Annotated in this window: 19 protein-coding genes and 1 other annotated feature; of the genes, 6 read left to right on the forward strand and 13 right to left on the reverse strand. The window is 44.2% G+C overall.

Annotated features, from left to right (window positions below):
• The first annotated feature begins 310 nt into the window (after positions 1-310).
• The gene (locus ACFQU8_RS08055; protein ID WP_382358698.1) at positions 311-1639 is read left to right on the forward strand and encodes an MBL fold metallo-hydrolase; all 1329 of its coding nucleotides are present in this window, start codon (positions 311-313) and stop codon (positions 1637-1639) included.
• Between the two features lie 14 nt (positions 1640-1653).
• Positions 1654-1911 (forward strand): DUF3006 domain-containing protein, encoded by a 258-nt coding sequence (locus ACFQU8_RS08060; RefSeq protein ID WP_382358699.1) that lies wholly within the window; start codon positions 1654-1656, stop codon positions 1909-1911.
• Positions 1912-2402: 491 nt separating this feature from the next.
• On the opposite strand, the gene ACFQU8_RS08065 is transcribed toward ACFQU8_RS08060, so the two are convergent.
• From ACFQU8_RS08065 to ACFQU8_RS08075, 3 genes are all read right to left on the reverse strand, one after another.
• Positions 2403-2720: a hypothetical protein gene (locus ACFQU8_RS08065; RefSeq protein ID WP_382358700.1), complete on the reverse strand. Its 318-nt coding sequence runs from the start codon at positions 2718-2720 to the stop codon at positions 2403-2405.
• Between the two features lie 88 nt (positions 2721-2808).
• Positions 2809-4551 carry a GMC family oxidoreductase gene (locus tag ACFQU8_RS08070; RefSeq protein ID WP_382358701.1) on the reverse strand — a complete coding sequence of 581 codons (1743 nt, stop codon included), beginning with the start codon at positions 4549-4551 and terminating at the stop codon, positions 2809-2811.
• Between the two features lie 18 nt (positions 4552-4569).
• Positions 4570-5337: a gluconate 2-dehydrogenase subunit 3 family protein gene (locus ACFQU8_RS08075; RefSeq protein ID WP_382358702.1), complete on the reverse strand. Its 768-nt coding sequence runs from the start codon at positions 5335-5337 to the stop codon at positions 4570-4572.
• Between the two features lie 594 nt (positions 5338-5931).
• Here ACFQU8_RS08075 and ACFQU8_RS08080 point away from each other — a divergent pair.
• Positions 5932-6561: a YczE/YyaS/YitT family protein gene (locus ACFQU8_RS08080; protein WP_382358735.1), complete on the forward strand. Its 630-nt coding sequence runs from the start codon at positions 5932-5934 to the stop codon at positions 6559-6561.
• Between the two features lie 127 nt (positions 6562-6688).
• Positions 6689-7315 (forward strand): YczE/YyaS/YitT family protein, encoded by a 627-nt coding sequence (locus tag ACFQU8_RS08085; RefSeq protein ID WP_382358703.1) that lies wholly within the window; start codon positions 6689-6691, stop codon positions 7313-7315.
• 21 nt (positions 7316-7336) lie between these two features.
• Here the strand turns inward: ACFQU8_RS08085 and ACFQU8_RS08090 are convergent, their stop codons facing one another.
• The 5 genes from ACFQU8_RS08090 to ACFQU8_RS08110 all read right to left on the reverse strand — a co-directional run bounded on the left by ACFQU8_RS08090 (position 7337) and on the right by ACFQU8_RS08110 (position 12323).
• A complete protein-coding gene (locus tag ACFQU8_RS08090) occupies positions 7337-8680 on the reverse strand; it encodes a sodium-dependent transporter (RefSeq protein ID WP_382358704.1) in 1344 nt (447 codons plus the stop codon).
• 152 nt (positions 8681-8832) lie between these two features.
• Positions 8833-9675 carry a tryptophan 2,3-dioxygenase gene (gene kynA, locus ACFQU8_RS08095; protein ID WP_382358705.1) on the reverse strand — a complete coding sequence of 281 codons (843 nt, stop codon included), beginning with the start codon at positions 9673-9675 and terminating at the stop codon, positions 8833-8835.
• Positions 9665-10312, reverse strand: a complete 648-nt coding sequence (kynB, locus tag ACFQU8_RS08100) for an arylformamidase (protein ID WP_382358706.1) — start codon at positions 10310-10312, stop codon at positions 9665-9667. The genes kynA and kynB overlap by 11 nt, the downstream gene beginning before the upstream one ends.
• On the reverse strand, positions 10312-11580 hold the full coding sequence (gene kynU / locus ACFQU8_RS08105; RefSeq protein WP_382358736.1) for a kynureninase: 1269 nt from the start codon (positions 11578-11580) through the stop codon (positions 10312-10314). The genes kynB and kynU overlap by 1 nt, the downstream gene beginning before the upstream one ends.
• A gap of 134 nt (positions 11581-11714) precedes the next feature.
• A complete protein-coding gene (locus tag ACFQU8_RS08110) occupies positions 11715-12323 on the reverse strand; it encodes a TetR/AcrR family transcriptional regulator (protein ID WP_382358707.1) in 609 nt (202 codons plus the stop codon).
• A gap of 314 nt (positions 12324-12637) precedes the next feature.
• On the opposite strand from ACFQU8_RS08110, the gene ACFQU8_RS08115 reads away from it, so the two are divergent.
• Positions 12638-13873: a cytochrome P450 family protein gene (locus tag ACFQU8_RS08115; protein ID WP_382358708.1), complete on the forward strand. Its 1236-nt coding sequence runs from the start codon at positions 12638-12640 to the stop codon at positions 13871-13873.
• 493 nt (positions 13874-14366) lie between these two features.
• Here ACFQU8_RS08115 and betA read toward each other — a convergent pair whose 3' ends face one another.
• On the reverse strand, positions 14367-16049 hold the full coding sequence (gene betA / locus ACFQU8_RS08120; protein WP_382358709.1) for a choline dehydrogenase: 1683 nt from the start codon (positions 16047-16049) through the stop codon (positions 14367-14369).
• 389 nt (positions 16050-16438) lie between these two features.
• Between betA and ACFQU8_RS08125 the strand changes: the two genes are divergently transcribed.
• A complete protein-coding gene (locus tag ACFQU8_RS08125) occupies positions 16439-17338 on the forward strand; it encodes a glycine betaine ABC transporter substrate-binding protein (protein WP_382358710.1) in 900 nt (299 codons plus the stop codon).
• A 152-nt stretch (positions 17339-17490) separates the two neighbouring features.
• Here the strand turns inward: ACFQU8_RS08125 and ACFQU8_RS08130 are convergent, their stop codons facing one another.
• The 4 genes from ACFQU8_RS08130 to ACFQU8_RS08145 form a co-directional block, all read right to left on the reverse strand.
• Positions 17491-18054, reverse strand: coding sequence for a hypothetical protein (locus ACFQU8_RS08130; protein WP_382358711.1), 564 nt, complete (start codon positions 18052-18054; stop codon positions 17491-17493).
• 227 nt (positions 18055-18281) lie between these two features.
• Entirely contained in the window at positions 18282-19868 is a 1587-nt protein-coding gene (serA, locus tag ACFQU8_RS08135; protein ID WP_382358712.1) for a phosphoglycerate dehydrogenase, read from the reverse strand.
• A complete protein-coding gene (locus ACFQU8_RS08140; protein ID WP_382358713.1) occupies positions 19865-21028 on the reverse strand; it encodes a pyridoxal-phosphate-dependent aminotransferase family protein in 1164 nt (387 codons plus the stop codon). Before ACFQU8_RS08140 ends, serA begins: the two co-directional genes overlap by 4 nt.
• Positions 21029-21114: 86 nt before the next feature.
• Positions 21115-21342: a binding site (T-box leader), on the reverse strand.
• A 135-nt stretch (positions 21343-21477) separates the two neighbouring features.
• Entirely contained in the window at positions 21478-22419 is a 942-nt protein-coding gene (locus ACFQU8_RS08145; protein WP_382358714.1) for a glycine betaine ABC transporter substrate-binding protein, read from the reverse strand.
• Positions 22420-22434 lie beyond the last annotated feature (15 nt).

Consider the following 22434-nt stretch of genomic DNA (forward strand, 5'->3'; position numbering starts at 1 on the left):
TGCCTGTCCTCTGTTCATCGAGAAAACCGTTTTAAACGAATTTGCACATAAACGGCAGACTGGCACCCTGTATTTTGCAAAAATACGTACCGACTGCACCTTGATTTTTTAATTTCGCTGGCTCTTTCCGGAAAGAAAATACAGTTTTCAGTAGCTTTCCCCATGTCAATTTGATATCTTTTAGATAGGTTACTAGATAAGATGAAAAGCGATCTCATTAAATGGTGGCGGCTCGCGGTGCGGAAAAACTTGGTATTGTTTTTTTCCTTTAATGAACCGGGCTCCCGATAAATAGAGGGAGGATATATAGTTGCTCAGACACAGTTTTACAGCTTTTATCACGGCTTTCTTTCTTGTCATGGCCGGGTGCGGAACAGATGATGCTGAGCAGTCAGCAGCGGATGCAGATACTGACGATGCAGAAACAACTGAAGCCGTTACGACTGACACAGCAGAAGATTCCGATGCAGAACCAAAAGAAGATAATGAGGACAAAGATGAAGCGGATGAAAAGGCAAATGACAGCGAAAAAGACGACTCAGAACAAACGGCAAACAGTTCTGCATTACAGGAGTTGACCGTTCAATACATCGATGCCGCTCAGGCGGACGCAACCCTTTTCCAATATGGGCATGACGGTGAACCTTATACCATCCTGTTCGATACCGGGGACTGGCAGCGTGATGATGTCGTTAACTATTTGGCAAACCAGGCTATTGCTGACATTGATCTGATCGTCATCAGTCACCCGCACTCCGATCATATCGGCCAGCTCGCAGAAATCGTGAATACATACGATGTTGGCGAGGTTTGGATGTCTGGAAATATATCCTCGTCCAAGACATTCCAGAAGGCACTCCAGGCTGTCAAGAACAGCGGTGCCGACTATCACGAACCACGAACCGGTGAGGAATTTTCCATCGGTCCCATGGCTATCGACGTGTTGTATCCCAATAGCATATCGAGCGATTTGAATGAAGAATCCGTGTCATTGCACATGGCCTATGGAGACGTTAATTTTGTGTTTACAGGCGATGCCGAGAAGGCCGCCGAGGCGTCCATGGTTCAATCTGACGCGCCGCTCGACGCCGATATCCTGCAGCTTGGTCATCATGGATCAAACACATCCAGCACATCTGCGTTTATCGAAGCTGTTGATCCTGACACAGCGATTTACAGCGCAGGTGCCGACAATCAATATGGCCATCCCCATGCCGAAGTCGTCAATAGGATTCAGGATGCGGGCATTGATTTATATGGCACGGACGTTCACGGGACGATTACCGTCACCACCGATGGCACGTCCTATGATATTTCCACGGAAAAAGAAGGCACGATACGTGCAGAGAGTACCGGAAGCGCCGAGACAAGCGCCTCCAATCAGTCTGATTCCGAACCACCAGCTAATAAAAACACCAGCGGCAATGGCGATTCAGCAAGTACGGGGGGATGTGTCGATATTAACAATGCTTCCGCTAAAGAACTGCAAAATATCAAATACATTGGAAAAAAGCGAGCACCAAACGTGTCGGACCACCGCCCTTTTGATTCCGTAGATGATTTAACAGACGTCAAGGGGATCGGTGACGCATACATTAAAAAAATTAAAGCAGAAGATGTGGCATGCGTTAAATCATAAAGGAGACATGTGTTATGAAAGGCGTATTAGACCGGTTTGAAGAGAAACAGGCGGTTATTCTAATGGAAGAAAACAATACGGAAATTATTATCGACTGGCATAGTCTCCCTGCAGGCAGCGACGTCAATACATGGTTTGATATCGAACAAAGCGGGGAGCAGTATCATTTAACGATTGATCCGGAAAAAACCGCCCAGGAAGCGCAGACGTCGGCTGATTTAGTGGCGGAGCTCAGAGCGAAAAGCCGGGGGAGTCAATTTAAGAAGAAATAGCAGCTGTGACTGGATATAACATTATGTTCTGACTATTAGTCAGGTTTTATGATCGCCTAGGAAGTCCTGAATCGGCTCACCTATTCAAGCATCTATCTTGCTAATTGTCTAGTCAATCAAACCTTTGAAGATAATTATATTGAAGTCACATTTAATGCGGAAAACCAATCGAGACATGACAAATCTCTAGCAAAAGAGGGGGCAGCTGAAGAAAAAATTAGGCGGTATTAGACCCCAGGATAACACTGGTTTCGATTATAGATATACCGCGAACGTTGGAGATCATCGAATAAAACTTGCGGATCAGGAAAGGTGGATGGAAACCTCCGTTTCGCAGGGAGAATTCAAGAAAATGCTGAGACTTTAGATTTAATATTCAATCCAAAAAGAGACGAATCATAACATGACACACTAAAATGACCAACCACCCATGCAGGTGGTTGGCAATTTTCTTAAGGGTATCCCTTATTAGAGAACCATTTTTCACTTTCCTAGTTATTATTATCATCCCGGCTTTCCCCGCCAGCTCCGGGTCTTTGATCTTCGTTCACGTTATTATTGGGAGCATTCAAGTCATCATTGTTATCAGAAGTGTCATCATGATTTGGCCCCTCGTCTTTTGGAACGTTTTCGTCTTCTGGAACATTTTCGTCTTCTGGATGGTTTTCTTCTTCTGGTGTATCGGTATCTTCTGGAGCATTAGTATCCTGCGGTGCTTCATCATTATCGTCATCCGTTGTATTGCAAGCACTCACCAGGGCGAGTGCGACAACAGGTATGACTAATTTAGTAATCCATTTTTTTGTCATTCTTTTATCTCCTTTATGTTTGATGATTAGTTTCAGCTAACCAACATCTAAATATCCATGCTGTATTGTATCCAGGGGAGCGCACTGTTTACGTGCGTTGATGTTTAGTAGTCGCTTTAGCTAATTGACCACCGCCGTTCTCCAGGTATTCAATGATCCCCTCGGATGCACGATAAGTTAATGCTCCTACTGTCAAGGTTGGGTTTGTCATGCCAAATTGCGGGAAAGACGAAGCACCAATGACAAACAGGTTATCCATATCCCATGTTTGTGAGTAATTATTTACAAAAGAGTCTTCTGGGTCATCTCCCATTACGGCGCCGCCACCGTTATGCTGGAAGATAAAACTACCATCAAAATGGTCAGGAAGTCCGTGTTTTTCAATCTTATCCGCACCCATTTCTTCCAGTACATCAACACACTTATTTTGTAAAAACTCACTCTTGGCACGGTAATCATCTGTAAAATCATACGTGCATCGAATTAACGGATCGCCTGAACTGTCTTTATATACTGGATCTAAATCCATGTACTGATCTTCAAAAGATAATGTTGCCATTTTAAAACTTATATCAAGGTATTTATTATAGTACTTTAATGATTGTTTTTTGAATTCCTCTCCCCATGTAGGTGTGCCTTCGGGAACAGGATTGTTGCTAATCGGAGCATTTCCACCCATTTGTATTTCAATTTGGCCACCATTGAGAAAATCAACATCTGAGTGGTCAAAATTATCTGCACCAAAATCTGTGAAACAAACACCAAGGCCTCCAGATCCGATATAGTTATTAAACTTTTCGTCTTCAAAAAATCCCCTGGTAACAGGCTCAAAATGGTGATCCACAAAATGTTTTCCAATTAACCCGTTTCCACTTTTGGGATTATAAGGTTCGCCGATTTCCGATAAAAGTAATAAGCGAACATTATTGAATATAAAACTTGTCAGAGAAACAACATCTGCAGGTTGTTCATATTCCTGACCTGTCCTAGTATCTACATACAAAACGCCAGTCGCTTTATTGCCATCGTATAAAATACGTTTTACTTCAGCGTGTGTACGCAAATCAAAGTTTCCAGTTTCTTTAGCTGTTGGTATAACAGTAATATTAGGATCTGCTTTAGCACCCCAGTCACAACCATAATTAACACAAAAGGCACAGAATTGACAGGCTTGAATCGTTTTCCCATCTGGGTTTTCATATTTCTCAGATGCAATGCCCGTAGGTCTAACAAACGGATGGTAGCCAAGACTTTCAGTTGCCTTCCGAAATAGTTTCATTGATGGCGGTAATTTATTTGCCGGTGTTGGATAGGCGTCAGATCGTTCATCCGCTAGAGGATCTTTTTCACCCGAAGTACCCATTGTCTTTTCCATGCGATCATAATAGGGTTCTAATTCGTCATAAGTGATTCCCCAGTCTTTTATGATCATGCCTTTTGGAATTTTATCTTTTCCATACCTTTCAATCGTCTTACTTCGAATTTCAAAATCATAACTAAAGTAACGATGTGCCTGAGCAGCCCAATGACTCCCTCCACCTCCAGTCCCTGTCCCCAATACTAAGGAGTTTTTATTTCTTACTGGTTTAGCTTTTTGATCTAAATTATTTCGATAAGTAATCGTATTATCATTTAAATTTTGCATCATTTCGCCTCTGGCAGAATATTTGAGTTCGTTCCGATCGTATCGGTAGTCATTAATGCTTCTTTCGCCGCCCTTTTCCAATCCTACTACCTTATAACCAGCTTTTGTCAGTTCAGCAGCAATAATTCCTCCCGTCCAGCCAACGCCAACTGTTACGACATCTACTTTATCCATTTTTTTAGGCATTTTAATACTCCTTGTATATTAATTTTCGATATCCATGTAATCTTTCAAGCTTTTTGGCTCCATGGCGATAAATTCCTCTTTCTCCAGATTACTTCTATGAGACATTTGAACACCTGGATATTCCTTCATCTTCCACCCTTCCATATTCTTATTACCGCCATAAATAGGGTCAGAGTAACACCCTTCCATCACAGCGCTTTTTAGACTTTCAAAAAAATCAGATGCCCTGATTAATTCCATATCGACGTCATCATTTTCAAGTAATTGCAGCACTTCAATTTGTTCGCCCTTTTCCAGATTTTTGAAATCGTCTTCAAACTTATTTTTACTCGCTTCATTAATTTTACGTACACCTTGTAAAAAAACATCTTCTCTTTTTAAAGGTATTTCATCGTCTTGGAAAGGAGACTGCATATACATTTCCGTATTTTTTCCCCAATCTCCCGCCAATTGTTTGTCAATATAATAAGGAACGCCTAATTCAATCGCCCCTGGACCACTTTCATCTTCAGGAAAAATACGCTCTGTTGCATGGTTAAGAACATCAAAGTCTTTTTTATGTTTAAAAAACATCCTTGCTTCAATATAGTCAATAGGCTGTTTGCCATTTTCCTTTTCCTTTGTTCCTGTATCGTCCAGAAATTGATCAGTAAAAAAACCACCAAGGAGAGAACCCCCAGCTACGCCTCCAACAACCATTCCGGTATTTTTAACAAATCGACGTCTGCTCGAATCAAACCTTTCTTTTTCCGAGGATTGATTATTTGGGTTATCATCATCTGCCACTTTCCCCGCCTCCTTACGACATTAAAGTTTTTAGGTGATTCAACTTTATCGCAAAGACTTATTGGTAAAATCGATTATGTGTGTAAATCATTGTCAGTCTTTGCATTTATCATTGTTAACCAATTTCTTTTTGTTATGTATGTTTTTGGTATTATTCCTCATTCATATGGTGAACAGCATGAGATTTTATCCGGTTTTGGTTCAATAAGGGGATGAGGCTGTTTTAGGGGGTTGCCATGTTGCAGTACCAGCAACAAATAAATCGTGGATCAAGATATACGAAGTGATCACCGACTCTATACAGTTCTTTCAAAACTTGATTGATATAACTGTGTTTCTGAACTAGTCTGAAGTCTTAAGTCATTCAGCTTAAGTAGGGATAACCGACATTTCTTAGCAAGGATATCTTATGTGAATCCTTGAACCCATCGAAGTACTAAAATCTTATTTTTTCATAGCTGTTCAATCAAATAATAAACAAAATAGCTGACGACCAGAACAGCTAAATAAAACATCTAATCATCTGGACGCGGATGCTTTCAATCTGTTATAACTAGACTAATTGACTTTACGATGAGTGAAAGAAGGGTGGATATGAGAAGGGGTTTAGGTTTTCGGTGGCTTTTCTTTTTTACTGGTCTCTTGGTCCTTGGCCTGGGCGTTGCCTTGACTATCAAAGGGAAGCGATTTGGCGTTGGGTCCTGGGATGTGCTGCACGTGGGTTTGTTTAAACAGCTCGGGTTATCGATTGGGCTCTGGTCCATTATTATGGGTATCCTTATTGTTGCGAGTGCTTCTATCGGCTTGCGTAAGTGGCCTCAAATCGGCACTTTTGCGAATTTGGCATCAGTTGGTTTATTTATCGACTTTTTTAATTGGCTTATTCCGGATCCGCATTCATTTGTACTGGAATTTATCACATTTATTCTTGGCGTTATGCTTCTAGCCATAGGCTGTGGCATCTATATTTCGGCGGATTTAGGCGCAGGTCCACGTGATACGTTAATGCTTCTGCTGTCAGAAAAGCTGAATTGGAGTATTACCTTTGCACGAACACTTATGGAAATTGCTGTCGCGGTTATCGGCTTTCTATTGAGTGGCCCCATCGGCGTAGGGACGGTTATCATCGCCTTCGCACTCGGGCCCATCATTCAGGTTTCTCTGCGCTACAGCCGAAAATTCCTTCATAGCAAAATAGGTAAAGAAAGCCAGGCAGCTCATTAAGGTACCAGGCACAAATGCTATATAATATTTGGAATTGTTCGTGTACCTGCCACCTATATAGACGAAAATCTAATAGTCTGTTATAACTAGACTGGTTAACGATATGACAAGCGAAAGAAGGACAAACATGAAACGAGATCTAGGTATTCGGTGGCTTTTCTTTTTTGTTGGCCTAATGATCGAAGGACTTGGTGTTGCTCTGACCGTCAAAGGACAGCGGTTTGGTGTAGGATCCTGGGATGTGCTGCACGTCGGCTTGTTTAAACAGCTGGGACTCTCCATTGGTCTATGGTCCATTATTGTCGGCGTCATTATTATTATAGCGTCATCGATTGGCTTGCGTAAGCTGCCGCAGATAGGCACATTTGCGAATTTAACATTAGTCGGTGTTTTTATCGATTTATTTAATTGGCTGATACCGGATCCGCATACACTTCTGTCGGAATCCAGCGCTTTTATTCTTGGTGTTATACTTCTGGCCATCGGCGGCGGCATCTATATTTCAGCGGATTTAGGAGCCGGCCCGCGGGACTCATTAATGCTTCTGCTGTCGGATAAGCTGAATTGGAGCATTACTTTTTCGCGAACGCTTTTGGAAATTGCCGTCGCTATCACAGGCTTTTTATTAGACGGCCCCATCGGCATAGGGACGGTTATCATTGCTTTTGCACTTGGACCCATCATTCAAGTCTCTCTCCACTGCAGCCGAAAAATCCTGCATAATAGAAGGTACCAGGTACATAAACAATTCTGAATTGTTTATGTACCTGGTACTTTAAAATACGCCGATAACATTCAGAAAGGCTATTATAATGGCGATGGGGGCGACATATTTAATGATGAACAGCCAGCCGGCAAATAGGCGCCTTCCTTTGCTCATGCCGTTGGTGAATTCTTTCCACAATGTTTCTTTCGGGATCTGGAAATGTACAAAAAGGGCGATGAACAATGCACCCAGCGGAAGCATGATATTGGAAACGAGATAATTGGCATTGTCGAATACCGTGTTGCCCCAAAGTTGTACATCGCTCATGACGCCAAATGAGAGGGCGGATGGAATACCAACGATGAACACGATCAGACCCACGAGCCATGCCATTTTTTTACGTTTGGACTGGTCATCTTTAGTCAATGCAGCTGTGACAATTTCCAGCAGCGGAAAAGCCGACGTGAGAGCCGCAAACAGGAACAGAATAAGGAAAAGCGTGAAGAACACCATTCCCAATGGCATTTGACTGAACGCAGCCGGCAATGCGATAAATAGCAAGCCTGGTCCTGCCTCCGGTTCAATACCAAATGAAAATACAGCCGGAAAAATAGCTAATCCCGCCAGCAAAGCAACGAATATATTCATGATGACAACAGTGGTACCTGAGCGCACGAGGTTTTCATCTTTGGCGACGTAGGAACTATACGTGACTTGGTTACTGAAACCGACACTCAAGAGGAAAAAGGATTGCCCTAAGGCCATGAGGATCGATTCTGCCGTCAAGCCGGAAAAATCAAATGATAAAAAGTACGATACGCCCTCGGCTGCACCGGCCAGTGTTAAGGAGTGTACGACGATGATAATAAACAACACGAGCAATGCGGGCATGAGAAATTTGCTTGCTTTTTCAATACCATTTTTAATGCCGCGTGACACAATCAAAACGGCCACCAGCAAGAAGACTATCTGAGCTGAGAAAGCGATGAAAGGATTCGCGGACATAGCCGCAAAAACATCTCCATATGTCTCGCTTCCCAGGTTACTCAAACCACCTGTTAGAGCCTTCAATAGATAGACTAAAATCCAGCCGCCGACAACACTGTAAAAAGACAGAAGGATGATACTGCCCACGATGCCCCATCGTCCAACTAAATGCCACGACTTTCCAGGCGCATAATGTTTATAAGAACGCACAGCGTCCTTTTGCGATCCCCTTCCGATGAAATACTCCGCCAGCAGAATGGGCAATCCCACCAGGAAGGTGAAAATGAGAAACATGAAAAAGAAAGCGCCACCTCCGGCATGTCCGGTCATATAAGGGAATTCCCAAATCGCTCCCAAACCGATTGCGGAACCAGCCGAAGCTAAAATAAAACCAGCTTTTGAACGAAATTTATCGCCTTGTGCCAATGTCCTTCCTCCCCCTTTAATAAACGTTTTTCTTCCAATGACGCCAAATGGCTCCCCTTTGCGTAACCTGCTTTCAGCCGCCACTCCTGCTATTCAGCAGTGTCCTTACACGAACGTCTGCCCATCACATGTATATTTCCAGGATAACGTGCTTATACCTCTGTTCGCAGTTCCCAAAGCTCGGGGAAAAAGTACTGATCCAATACTTTCTTCAAGTAGGCGACACCGCCGGATCCGCCCGTTCCCGTCTTGAAACCGATGACCCGTTCGACCGTTTTCATATGCCGGAAACGCCATTGCTGAAAGAGGTCTTCGATGTCCACCAGTTTCTCCGCTAGCTCATAAAGCTCCCAATAGTGATCCACGTTCCGGTATACCATGATCCACGCTTCTTTGACACTCGTATTGGATTGATGCGTATAACGCACGTCACGCTGCAGAACACCTTCATCGATCGGAAGTCCTGCTCGGGCAAGTGCCTGGACGGAGACATCATAAAGACTCGGAGCATTGTGTGCTTCCTGCAGAATCGCCAGCAGTTTCGGCTCATTTTCATAGATTTGCAGCACATATTCTGTTTTATAGCCAAGTGCAAATTCCAGCATCCGGTACTGATATGATTGGAATCCGGAAGCATTGCCGAGCTTATCACGAAACGCCATGTACTCTGCCGGTGTCAATGTACCCAACACATCCCAGACATGTTTCAGCTGTTTCTGAATCTCAGCCACCCGCGCTAATTTTTTGAATGACGTGGATAAATGGCCTGATTGAATATCACGAGTGGCCGAATGCAGTTCATGCAGAATTTGCTTAATCCAGATTTCGCTCACATGGTGCACGGAAATGAACATCATTTCATCATGGTGGTCACTCAATGGATGATGACTATTCAGCAATGTATCCAGTCCTAAATAATCGCTGTATGTCATCTTCTCTTTAAAATCCGTATGAATGCCAGCTTCATTTTTAAAGGTTTCATGCTTATTTTGCATGGTCATTGGCCCCCTTCATTGGCTTGATCACCGCTCTGACCAGGCTTCCATCAGCATCCTGAAGCGGCAGCGGCAGCGCTATCAGCTCATACATGCCCTCATCCACATGATCAAGCATAACATTCTCTAAAATATTGATGTCGTGCTCGAATAGAGCGTGATGGCCGACAAGCTCCTTGCTCGTGATCGGATCAACCGAAGGCGTATCGACTCCAACAACCTGAACGCCGAGTGTCTGCATATAACGGGCGCCATCAGCTGTAATCGGAGTGACATCTTCCGGGAAACGTTTCGGGTCATTCGGCAAGGAAGTCCGGATCAGCAATCGTTCGGTATAGGCGGTAACTTTACTTTTTAAGGCATTTGCATCAATACGATTAAACATCTGCAGATCAACTACCCTGCAAGGGCCGATATAGCGATCAATTTCTAAATCCAGTATCTTCTTGCCATCTTTTTGAAAATGATAAGGCGCATCTGCATGCGTCCCGACGTGCGCACTCGTCGTCACTCTCCCTATATTTACTGAACCAGTCTGGTCCTTAGTGAGCGGCGTCTGATAATTAAAGGCCTGATCTCCGGGCCAGTGCGCCAAATCATTATTGAGTGGTTGCGAAATATCGATCCATTCACCCATCAGGAAACAACATCCCTTTCGTTGGCAAATTGTTTGTAGATACCATTAGCCATAATGTCTTTTAAAGTATGTACCGTATCATACACGTCGGTAAACGTGTTGTAGAAAGCAACCGGTGCCAGGCGAATACCACTCGGTGTCCGGAAATCCGGGATCACGCCCTTCATCTTCAACGCTTTGCATATGCGGGCAGCTTCCGGATGCTCTACATAGACATGCCCGCCCCGTTGTTCGTGCTGCTTCGGATTGCAGATCGCCATGCCATATGCAGCTAGTTCATAATCGATCAGCTTCATCATATAATCCGTCAATTCGAGTGATTTTCGGCGCACGCTTGCCATCCCGGCTTCATGAAAAATGTCCAGAGCACCAATCAAAGGTGCCGCGCTCAACACATGCGGGGTTCCAATTTGGAAAGCTCCGGCATCATCTGCTGGTGTCAAGGTATGTTCCATATCAAACTGCTTATCCTTCGCAGAACTGAACCAGCCTGCAAGCCCCGGCGTTATGCCAAAATGTTTTTCATGCAGGAAGAGTCCGCCTATACTGCCTGGTCCTCCGTTCAAATGTTTATACGTACACCAAAAGGCAAAATCAACACCCCAATCATGCAAGTTATGTGGAATGGCTCCGACTGAATGGCATAAGTCAAACCCGATGGTAATATCGCGCGCATGCGCCTCTTTCGTTAGCCGCTCCATATCCAGAATCTGCCCGCTCCGGTACAATACACTGGGAAGCACAATAAGCGCAACATCATCCGTCATCGCCGCGATAATGTCTGCCTCATCCAGCATATGCCCGTCTTGGCTGGACACCTGCACCAACTGGGAAGTATCATAACCTTTCAGGCGCAACTGCGCTTTCAATGCATAAATATCACTGGGAAAATTCAGCGTGTCTGCTAGAATCTTAGTCCGATTGCCCTTAGGGTGATAAAAAGTTGCTGCCAAATGATGTAAGTTAACCGTTGTGGAACCGGTTGCAATCACTTCCTCATTTTTCGCGCCAATCAGCGGTGCCATCCGATCACCAAGGTATTCAGACACGTAATACCACGGATATGTTCCTTCTGTCCATCCATCAATTCCATAGTTCTTCCAAGCATCAAGCATCGACTGTGTATAGCTTTCTGCCCGTTTGGTCATAAGTCCCAATGAATTTCCGTCCATGTAAACAGTATTATTTGGAATATAAAATTCATCGCGATACTGACGCAATTCGTCGCGAGCATCCATATCCTCGGCATCTGTTCTTGAATACATCATGTCCGCCATGCATTGTCACCATCCTACTATATGCTTATTTGTAAATTTGTTTTTATATTCAGATTATATAGAATTATTGATACAATGTCAATGACCCTATATCAGTTAACTGACAATTAACTATTGCTTAATAGTCATTCCTCATATAACGCTGACATGTAAAATAACGTTAATTGATCGACGATTGGTTTCAATTCCTGATCTTGTGACGCCACAAAATGCCACATAAATGTTTCGTTCATCGCATACCAGCTTTTAGCCGTAATCGCGGGATCAAATGCAGAATTGGCGAGTTGTCTGGATTGAGAATACGTTATATCGGCCGTAATACCATCGATAAACTTATGCTGGATTTCCGACCACTTCGATGCAATCATATCACTTAGTCCAATCGCTTCATTGACAATTTTTAAGATGGCACGCTCATCAACCGCCAGGGCCATATAGTCAGTCACCTGGCTTCTGATTTGTTCCACAGCTTCTTCTTTCGATTGCGGATAAAATGTTTGGTGAGCCACTTTTAAAAATTTCGCCATAACATCTTCCATAACGGTAACGAATATATCATCCTTATTCTTAAAATAGACATACGCCGTACCATAACCGACGCCCGCTTCCTTAATGATTTGGGAAATGGTGGTCTTATCAAAGCCATTTTTTAAGAATATATGCCGGGCAGCTTCAATCACTCGCTTTTTCGTTTCCATTGCCTGCTTGTCACGATTTGTCTCATAGAATTCCATGTATAAACATCCCTTTACATTGAGATCACCTAATGTAATGCCATTGCACCCTGTATTAATCTCCCAAGTGATCCATACATTCCCACATTAAAATTCAGACCTATTATCTCATTAGGCATGACTTAACAAAAGCCCAGAAAATGTTATTAACGTACCAGGTACATACACTATTCAGAATTGTGTATGTACCTGGCACCTGGACATATTTTTTTAGGATGGGGTGAAAACTATCCTATAATAAATAATGCTCAACAGGATGTGATTTGACAACATTCGGATCATGACAGGCACTAAACGAAAGGAGACATCATCATATGTCCGAACAGTCATCAAGGCAGCAGCAGTCAAATGAATCGGTTAATCTATTCAGCGAAACGTTTAATCAAAATCCCTATCCAACGTTTCGCATCCTCCGCGGCCATGATCCCGTCTATCAAACGCTCATGCCGGACGGTCATATTGCATGGATCGTAACGCGTTATGAAGATGCTGTAAGCGTTTTAAAGGATGGACGATTTATTAAGGATTACGCCAAGTTGCGGGACGAACAAGAGCAAAAAACAAGTCATGATCATTCAAGTGCTTTAGCTGAAAACATGCTATTTTCCGATCCACCTGATCACAAACGACTGCGCAGTCTGGTTCAGCAAGCCTTTACACCTAAGATGATCGAGCGCTACCGGGGGAGAATTGAAGAGATTACCAATGAATTATTGGATAATGCAGAAGCCAAAGGTCGTATGGAATTGGTCGGTGATTTTTCTTTTCCGTTGCCAATTATCGTTATTTGTGAACTGCTTGGCATTCCGAAAGAAGATCGGAACCAATTTCGTACATGGTCGAATGCGCTTGTGGAAGCTAATAACAATCCAGAACACGCCAATGAAAATATGCAGCCATACGTCGAGGCCTTTGTGACCTATCTTCAGCAGTTAACCGCCGAACGTCGTAAGGATCCTCAGGATGATTTGGTCAGCCAGCTCATCCACGCTGAGGACGAGGGCGACCGTCTGACAGAGAAGGAACTTTATGGCGTTATATCGCTCTTAATTATTGCCGGACATGAGACAACGGTGAACTTGATTACAAATGGTGTCCTTGCCTTGCTGCAGCACCCTGACCAAATGGAACAATTAAAAAATCAGCCGGACCTTATTCATGGTGCACTTAACGAATTCCTCCGCTACGAAGGCCCTGTTGAGTTCAGCACCGATCGCTGGGCAAATGAAACGGTGGAACTGCAAGGCAAAACCATCGAAAGAGGCGATCATGTGCTGGTCGCGCTGGATTCTGCGGACCATGATCCCGAGCATTTTGATGATCCCGATGTGTTTGACATCAAACGGGAAAGTAATAGCAAACACCTTGCTTTTGGCAAGGGTGTGCATTTTTGCCTTGGCGCCCCGCTGGCGGATTTAGAAGGCGAAATCGCCATAACGACTTTGTTGCGCCGGATGCCCGATCTCCAGCTGGACACCGAACCAGAAAAACTGCAATGGCGCCCAGGAATGCTAATGCGCGGCCTGAAAGAATTACCCGTAGCATTTTAAAAGCAGTGCCAGGTGCATACACAATTCTGAATAGTGTATGTACCTGGCAGCTCAATAGATAAAATGGTACAATAATACTAAGCAATATGTATGTAACATGAGCATAACGGACCGCACCCCGTCAAGCGGGGCAGCTCCGTTTTAAGTGAGAGGCCTCCCGGTAGAGCAGCTACCTTATGGGAGGTCTATTTATCGTTATGACTGGTCAGCATATAAACAAGTATCCCAAACGAAATCATCAAGGATAATACTTGGAAAACGTCGATAGGCATCACCCCCCTTTCATAGGGGATAGCCGCCCTCCCTTGGGAAATCGATCCATTATGCTTGACCACATTGTAACACAAGAAACTTAACCGAACAATTGTTCCTATATACTGTAACGTGCCCCTAGCGTTTTTCCCTTCCCAGATTACATGAATCCCGAATGAAAAAACTACTGGATAGCTAATCAATCCAGTAGTTTAAATTATTATCCAGCAGGCTGCTGTTTTTAAACGGTTCCGGCGTCTTTCGAATGCACACCATGACGATAAAAGTCCTTATATAAAGGTGGCATAGGCTCTTGGCTGCGGATAAGGTCCGCCGCTTTTTCGGCAAGCATCAATACCGGTGCATGAATGTTGCCATTGGTGGTATACGGCATAGCCGAAGCATCAACCACACGCACATTATCGAGTCCATGAACTTTCATTGAATTCGGATCAACGACAGCCATCGGGTCAGACGCATCCCCCATTTTAGCTGTGCAGGATGGATGCAGGGCTGTTTCAGCATCGTTGGCTACCCACTCCAGAATTTCCTCATCGGTTTGAACCGATGGCCCGGGTGAAATTTCACCTGAACTATACGCCTGTAAGGATGGCTGATTCAAAATGTTCCTTGAAACGCGCACCGCTTCAATCCATTCACGTCGATCCTTTTCCGTCGATAGATAGTTAAAGATGATGCTGGGATGCTCGAAAGGATTGCGTGATTTAATCTTAACGCTTCCGCGTGAGTTCGAATACATCGGGCCGACATGAACCTGAAAGCCATGTTCGGTGTCAGCTTTTTGCCCGTCATACCGTACCGCCAGCGGCAGAAAATGAAACATGAGGTTTGGATAATCGACCTCTTCATTCGAACGGACAAAACCGCCGCCCTCAAAATGATTGGATGCCGCGGGTCCCGTTCTTCCCAGGAGCCACTGCAGACCGATCCAAGGCATTTTAGCTTTATTAAGACTTGGCTGCTCGGAAACAGGTTCCGGCGTTGCGTGCTGAATATAAACTTCCAGATGATCCTCAAGATTTTCACCAACACCTGGCAAATCAACGATCGGATTAATGCCAAGCGACCGTAAATGTTCAGCTTCCCCTATACCGGACAATTGCAGTAATTGCGGCGTGTTAAAGGCACCGCCTGCCAGAATCACTTCTCCGGCAGATACATTATAGGCTTTTTTATCTTTTTGATAGGTTACACCTTCAGCCTGCGTCCCGTTAAAGTCAATGCCGGTGACAAACGCACGTGTTTCCACCTTGAGATTTTTTCGGTGCATGATCGGGCGCAAATAGGCACGTGATGCAGACATGCGGCGGCCATTATGCACATGGCTGTCAAAGGGACCAAACCCTTCCTGGCGAAAACCATTGACATCAGGGGTTCTTGAATAACCGGCCTCTACGGCTCCATCGAAAAAGGCTTGAAACAACGGATTAGTCGCAGGACCGCGTTTTAATTTCATGGGTCCGTGATGACCGCGATACGCATCAGAATCATCGGCTCCAGATGTTGTTTCCAGTCGTTTGAAATAAGGAAGACAATGGGCATAATCCCAATTCTCCATTCCTTTATCAGATGCCCACCGTTCAAAATCCAACGGGTTGCCGCGTTGATAAATCATACCATTAATGGAACTGGAGCCCCCGAGTACTTTGCCGCGGGCATGGTCGACATGCCTCCCATTCATATAAGGCTCCGAATCCGTTGCGTAGCGCCAATCATAAAACGGATTGCCTGACGGGAACATTAACGCTGCCGGCATTTGAATGAACAAATCCCACGGATAATCACTGCGACCCGCTTCCAGGAGCAGGACATTCTTATCTTCATCTGTACTAAGGCGATTGGCAAGGACAGAACCCGCACTGCCACCACCGACAATGACATAGTCATATTTTTCATGATTCATGTTAAAACCTCCCCAAATTATCGATTGCATTAAAACATCATCATATCTTTTATACGTTTAATTTAGTTTGTTAAATTTATTTTTAACAGGTTGAATAACCTTAATATAACATGGTTCTATAAACCTTGTAAACCATTAAAAAGTAATAGAAACGAACAAAAAACACGTGACACGGCATTAGTGATGTAAAATGGGCGTAAAAATCAATAACTGATTTGACAAAACTATTTATTTTAATATCATATTATGTGGAACGATTGTTTAATTAAAAATAAATACATTTATTATTTTTAACATCGTAAAGGGGGAAGGCGCCATATACAAATAAGTTATAATACTTAATGAAAAATCTTATTTTAAATTCAACAAAGAAGGGTGTTAAAAAATTCATGCGTTTTAGTAAACAAAGTCTATTAATCTTAACCACAATGCTGCTCCTTGTTCTCGCAGCTTGCAGCGAAAGTGATTCAAGTGATGATTCAGATAAAGAAAGTGAAGCGTCAGCTGAAGATAAAGACACAATCATTATCGGACAAATTAATTGGCCGGAAAACATTGCTGTAACAAGCATGTGGAAGGCTCTTTTGGAAGATGAAGGGTATGACGTCAACTTAAAACTTATGGAAATGGGCCCTCAAATGGCCTCTTTAGCTGAGGGCGATTTAGATATAGCTCCTGAAGTATGGCTTCCTGTACAGGATAAAAGTTATTATGACAAATATAAAGATGAAGCCAATTTTGAGGAGGATCCATGGTATCGGAATGGCATCGTAGGATTAGCCGTTCCTGAATATATGGAAGATATTAATAGTATTGAAGATTTAAATGCAAATAAAGATAAGTTCAACGGCGACATAACAGGTTTTGAGCCTGGCGCAGGCACAATGAAGAAAACGAAGGAAGTCATTGAGGACTATGACCTTGATTATAACCTAATCGAAAGCAGCGAGGCCGCCATGATTGCAACCATTCAAGATAAAGTGGATAATAAAGAGCCTGTCGTGGCACCATTATGGAAGCCTCATGACATTTTCTCCAAAGCTGATTTGAAGTTTCTGGACGATCCCCAAAAAACATATGGGGAAACAGAGAAAATTTATATGGCAAGCCGTGATGAATTTAAATCAGATTATGAAAATGTCTATAATTGGATGAGCAATTGGGAATTAACGGACGAGCAACTCGGTGACTTAATGGTTTCGGTCCAAGAAAATGAGGATGCACCAATTAAAGGCGCTGAAAAATGGATAGAAAACAACCAAGACGTTGTTGACGAATGGATGAACTAACATAAAAAATAAAACACACTAATACTTTTCAAAGTTCTAACGCTAGCTGCTTATCCCCGAGTTTGCATCACTCGAAAACTCAGGGATTCAGCTAGCATTTTTTATATCATTCGACAAAAATCGGGTCGTGACAGGCACTGCTTTGAGTATGGTTAGTATGCCATTTCATAATCGCCGTTTTGATACACATTATATTTTCCAACAGTTCCGGAGCCGCCCTCTTCTCTCATCGACTTAGACACTAAGCTGATGATATAATACTTGCCCTTTTTATCTGTCTTTGGAGATCTATCATCAGGGATGAATTCTGTGTCACTCATATTGACCTCATCGTTCTCATCAAGTTTCGTTTTCAGATGGTCAATCGCTTCAGCCATACGCGTTATCTTCGCATTGTCATGATCGCCCTTCGTGAACTTATCATTAGAACTTGCATTTTCACTATTATTTCCGTTAACGGTATTAGTCTGATCTGTATCGGAAGAAGGATCGTTTTGCTCACTGTCAGGCGATCCATGCACGTCTTTGCTATCAGATTCATCCTGATTTGCTGCAGCGTCAGCATTGTTATCTGCATGACGGTTATCATCTATCACGTCTTCCTGATCGTTTTCATCGGGTTGATCTGACGCACTTGAGGAATCATCGCTGCATGCAGATAGTAATAGTAGTGTAAAAGCAACAGCTAGAATCGTAACTAAATATCTTTTCTTCATTATAAATGGACCCCTTTTCAAGCATTCTTTATTGGTTAGCCAGAGAAATGATTATCATTAGAATGGTAAACTCTGGTTAATCCCCTCTCACTTTAACATCTCACGTTTAAATAAAGCTAACTTCCAGTAAAATGGCTACCCTCTCCGGCGACAGCATCCGCCAGAAAACGACAAAAACCGGGTCGTGCCAGGCACCCAGGAACAGCCCCCAGGAACAGCCGCGCCATCTACAATTCCACTGCGGTCGCGTCATGCACTTCTGTCAGTTCCTTCAGCTGGTTCAGTTCGTGCTGTTTCAGTGGTTTGTCGATCACAAGCATCATGATCGCTTCGCCGCCGATTTCTGTACGCCCCACTTGCATGGTGGCAATATTAACCTGATTGTCAGCCAGAAGCCCGCCGACGCGCCCGATGGCTCCCGGCTGATCGTTATGGCGGATGAAGACCATATGCCCCTGTGGCGAAAGATCCATGCTGTAATGGTCTATTTTGACAATGCGTGCCCCGAGTCCACGCAGCAATGTTCCTGCCACTTGACGTATACTGGATTTGGTTTTAATTTCTGCTGTTAACAGGTCGGTAAATCCGTTGGTTGCGGATGTTTTTTGCTCGTGAATGGTAATTCCCTTTTTTTCGGCTAAAAATGCTGCATTCACATCATTAACGCGATTGCCCAAATGCCGTTTCAACAGGCCCTTAACCGTATTCCTTGTTAAAGGGGTGACGTCCATTTCCGCCAATTCCCCTGCATAGTAAACATGTATTTCCTCGACAGCATCCTGTTCCAGGTACGCCAGAAATGTTCCAAGCTTTGCAGCCAGATCAAAGTACGGGGCAATCTGATTCATGATGTCTTGTGGGACAGATGGCATGTTAACGGCGTTTTGCGTGACCCCGCCGCGTAAAATCGTTACAACATCATTACTGACATCAATGGCTACATTTCGTTGTGCTTCAACCGTGCTGGCTCCCAGATGCGGGGTTGCGATAACTTCTGGCAGTTCAAGTAATTTATGGTCATAAACCGGCTCTTCCTCGAACACATCCAGCCCTGCTCCGGCGACTTTTTGATTGATAATAGCTTCATATAAAGCATCCTCATCAATAATACCGCCACGCGCACAGTTAACAATCCGCACACCATCCTTCATCTGTTCGAATGCTTCCTTATTAATAATGTGTTTTGTCTCGTTTAATAACGGGGTGTGAGCGGTAATAAAGTCTGCTGCCTGCAGCACGTCAGCCACTGATCCGCTCCTGATTCCCAGGTTATCGGCCTGTTCCGCCGTTAAAAAGGGATCATAAGCAATCACGTTCATGCGCTGCCCTTGGGCACGTGCTGCCACCTCAGCACCGACGCGGCCAAGTCCAACAATCCCCAGTGTTTTGCCTTTCATTTCCACACCAACGTAGGCTTTCCTGTCCCAGCGGTTTTGCTTCAACGCAGCATCAGCCTGTGGGATATTCCGGGCTAGAGACGCGAGCATCGCCATCGTATGCTCGGCCGCTGAATTCGTGTTGCCATCCGGCGCATTCACAACCATAATGCCGTATTCTGTTGCTGCTTCCAGATCAATATTATCGACACCGACACCCGCTCGCCCAATCACCTTTAAACGATGAGCATTCTCTATCAGTTCCCGCGTTACTTTGGTCTGACTTCGAACCAGTAATGCATCATAATCGGTCAGGCGCTCGTGGAGCTGCTCGTTTGTCAGATCGGTTTCTTGCACAACCTCCATATCGTCCGCTTCCTGCAATGGATAAATACCATCTTCGCTTAATGGATCACTGATAAATACGCGATATGTCATGCCAACTCACGCTCCCGCTGCAAATAAATTTCCTGTGCTGCTGCGACGCCACTTCCCAGCACAACTGACTTTCCCACTAGCTGCAATCCAAGTTCCAAGAGCCCTGCCATCTGTAAAATATCCTTCGGTGCACAATAGCCCATATGGCCAACACGAATAAGTTTATTCTTTAAATGCTGCTGACCTCCCGCTAACTCGAGGCCAAATTTTTGTTTAACCTGGGCACGCAGCGATTCAGCGTTGACATCTTTCGGCTGAATCGCCGTAACGGTTGGGGAGGCATCCTGATCCTTGGTTAATAAGGGAACATCTAAGGCTTTCATGGCCGCGCGCAGCATTTTTGCCATTGTTTCATGCCGCTCATAAACACGGTTCAGCCCTTCTTCCTCCATGAGGGTCAGCGACGCTTCCAATCCAAACAACAAAGACAAACCAGGCGTAAACGGGGTAGCATGACTCGCCAACTGTTCCCGGTACTGGCGCAAATCAAGGTAAAATCTTGCTTGTTTGTTTGCCTCAATCGTGTGCCATGCCCGCTGGCTTGCAGCAATAAAGGTTAAGCCTGGCGGCAGCATCAGCGCTTTTTGCGATCCTGTTACAAGGAGGTCGATTCCCCATGCATCCATTTGTGTGGTGACACCACCGATACAGGAAACACCATCCACAATCACCAACGCATCAGACTGGTCACGTACCACTTTGCTGATCGACTGAACCGGGTTTAACACACCAGTCGATGTCTCACAATAAGTGAGAAAGACAGCCTTCAGATGCGGGTGCTGCTGCAAAAAAGCTTTGATCTGATCAGGGTCTGCTGCCTGACCCCACGTAAATTCAAGCCGGTGTGTGCGTAAGTGATAGGTCTCGCAAATGGTAGCCAATCGGTCACCGAATGCGCCAGTTACGACAACCAGCACCTCATCTCCTTCTGCAGCCAAATTGACAACCGCTGCTTCCAGCCCGCTTGTGCCGCTGCCGGTCATCAGCATAACGTCTTCCTCCGTACCAAATACGGACTTTAGCTTGGGTTGAATCCGCCCCAGAAGCTCCTTTGTCTCCCCACTTCTGTGTCCGATCATCGGCTGGTTCATGGCACGCTGGATACTTGGCGGGATCGGTGTCGGTCCTGGTGTACGAAGTAATTTAGAATCTTGCAGCATCGTCTTTCTCTCCTTTCACGATAGATTTGAATCGTTTTCCAATGATATGAAATCGTTTCATAAAAAACCTTTCGCCTCTTCTCGTACGAAGGGGCGAAAGGTTAGCGTTTTCGCGGTACCACCCTGTTTTGCCGGCCAAGTGGCGGCCAGCCTTCATTGGTCCTCATGCATAACGGGCACATGCCGAACGGGCCTACATATTATCGACCCATTTATTCCGAAGTGCTGTCCATTGCCCAATCCACTGGTTCACACCACCCACCAGCTCTCTGAGGGATTAAAACAAATGCACCTGTCTTCTTCCTTATAGTTAGCTATTTTAAGTATGTTTGATTTTTCTTATAATAAACCAAATCAACGGATAATGTCAACAGCCTGCCTGTATCACGCTTACTCGCCAGCATTCGACAAAAACCGGGTCGTGACAGGCACCAAAAAAAGCCGTTTTGTTATCCGGCTGTTTCGATGCCTTCCAGCCATTTATCTTTTAAGTCTGGATGCTCAGCAATAAAGTCTTTCGCTGCTTCTTCCTCACTTACATCATTCTTAATAGCCTGCATAATATCCTGGGTATCTTTCTGAGATATTTCGAATTGACTCAGGAATTTATAAGCTGCAGGGTGATTTTCTTCAAAATCTTTGCCCGCAATTGCAAAAACATCATCTGGTTTGCCAAATTTCTCTTTCGGGTCATCTAACTTCTTCAAATCATATTCATTATACGTCCAATGAGGCTCCCATAGCGTAACAACAATAGGATCTTCGTTGTTAATGGCATCGCCTAAAGCAGCAGACATCGCGCCTCCTGAACTCTCTGTCAGGTTCCAATCGTCATCCAGACCATAGCCAGGCATAACGTCTTCATTCATTATTTTCATTTCACCTGCACCTGGACTTATGCCCGTAATCTCCCAGTCCAGTTTTTCGCCAATATCATCAGTATTATCGGCTAAATCTTTGATAGAATTAATATCTTCCATATAAGCTGGTACGGTTAAACTGAGTTCGACATTCTCTGTCACCGTGTTAATTTTTTCAAGATTATCACCGTATTCTTCCCAATAACTTTCATGTGTGGTTGGCAGCCAGCCACCAACGATAGCATCATTGCTGCCTTCATTTAAACCAGTATATTCAACACCAACATCGGTTTGATTAATATCAACGTCATACCCTATTTCTTCCAGTAATAATTTTGCGACATAGGTGTTGGAGGTATTGGAGACATAGCTATCCACGCCTAATGTGAGCTTTTTTCCGCCGAGTTCCATGCCACCTTCATCAGCTGCATCAGATGTGGAATTGCCACTGTTATCATCACTTCCACACGCTCCAAGGAACATTAAAAGCAGGATGGCTATCATCGCTGTGATATAAGATTGTTTCTTCATGTCTTTCCGTCACTC

Origin of the sequence: Lentibacillus kimchii (assembly GCF_042666895.1) — a bacterium.
GTDB lineage: Bacteria > Bacillota > Bacilli > Bacillales > Amphibacillaceae > Lentibacillus > Lentibacillus kimchii.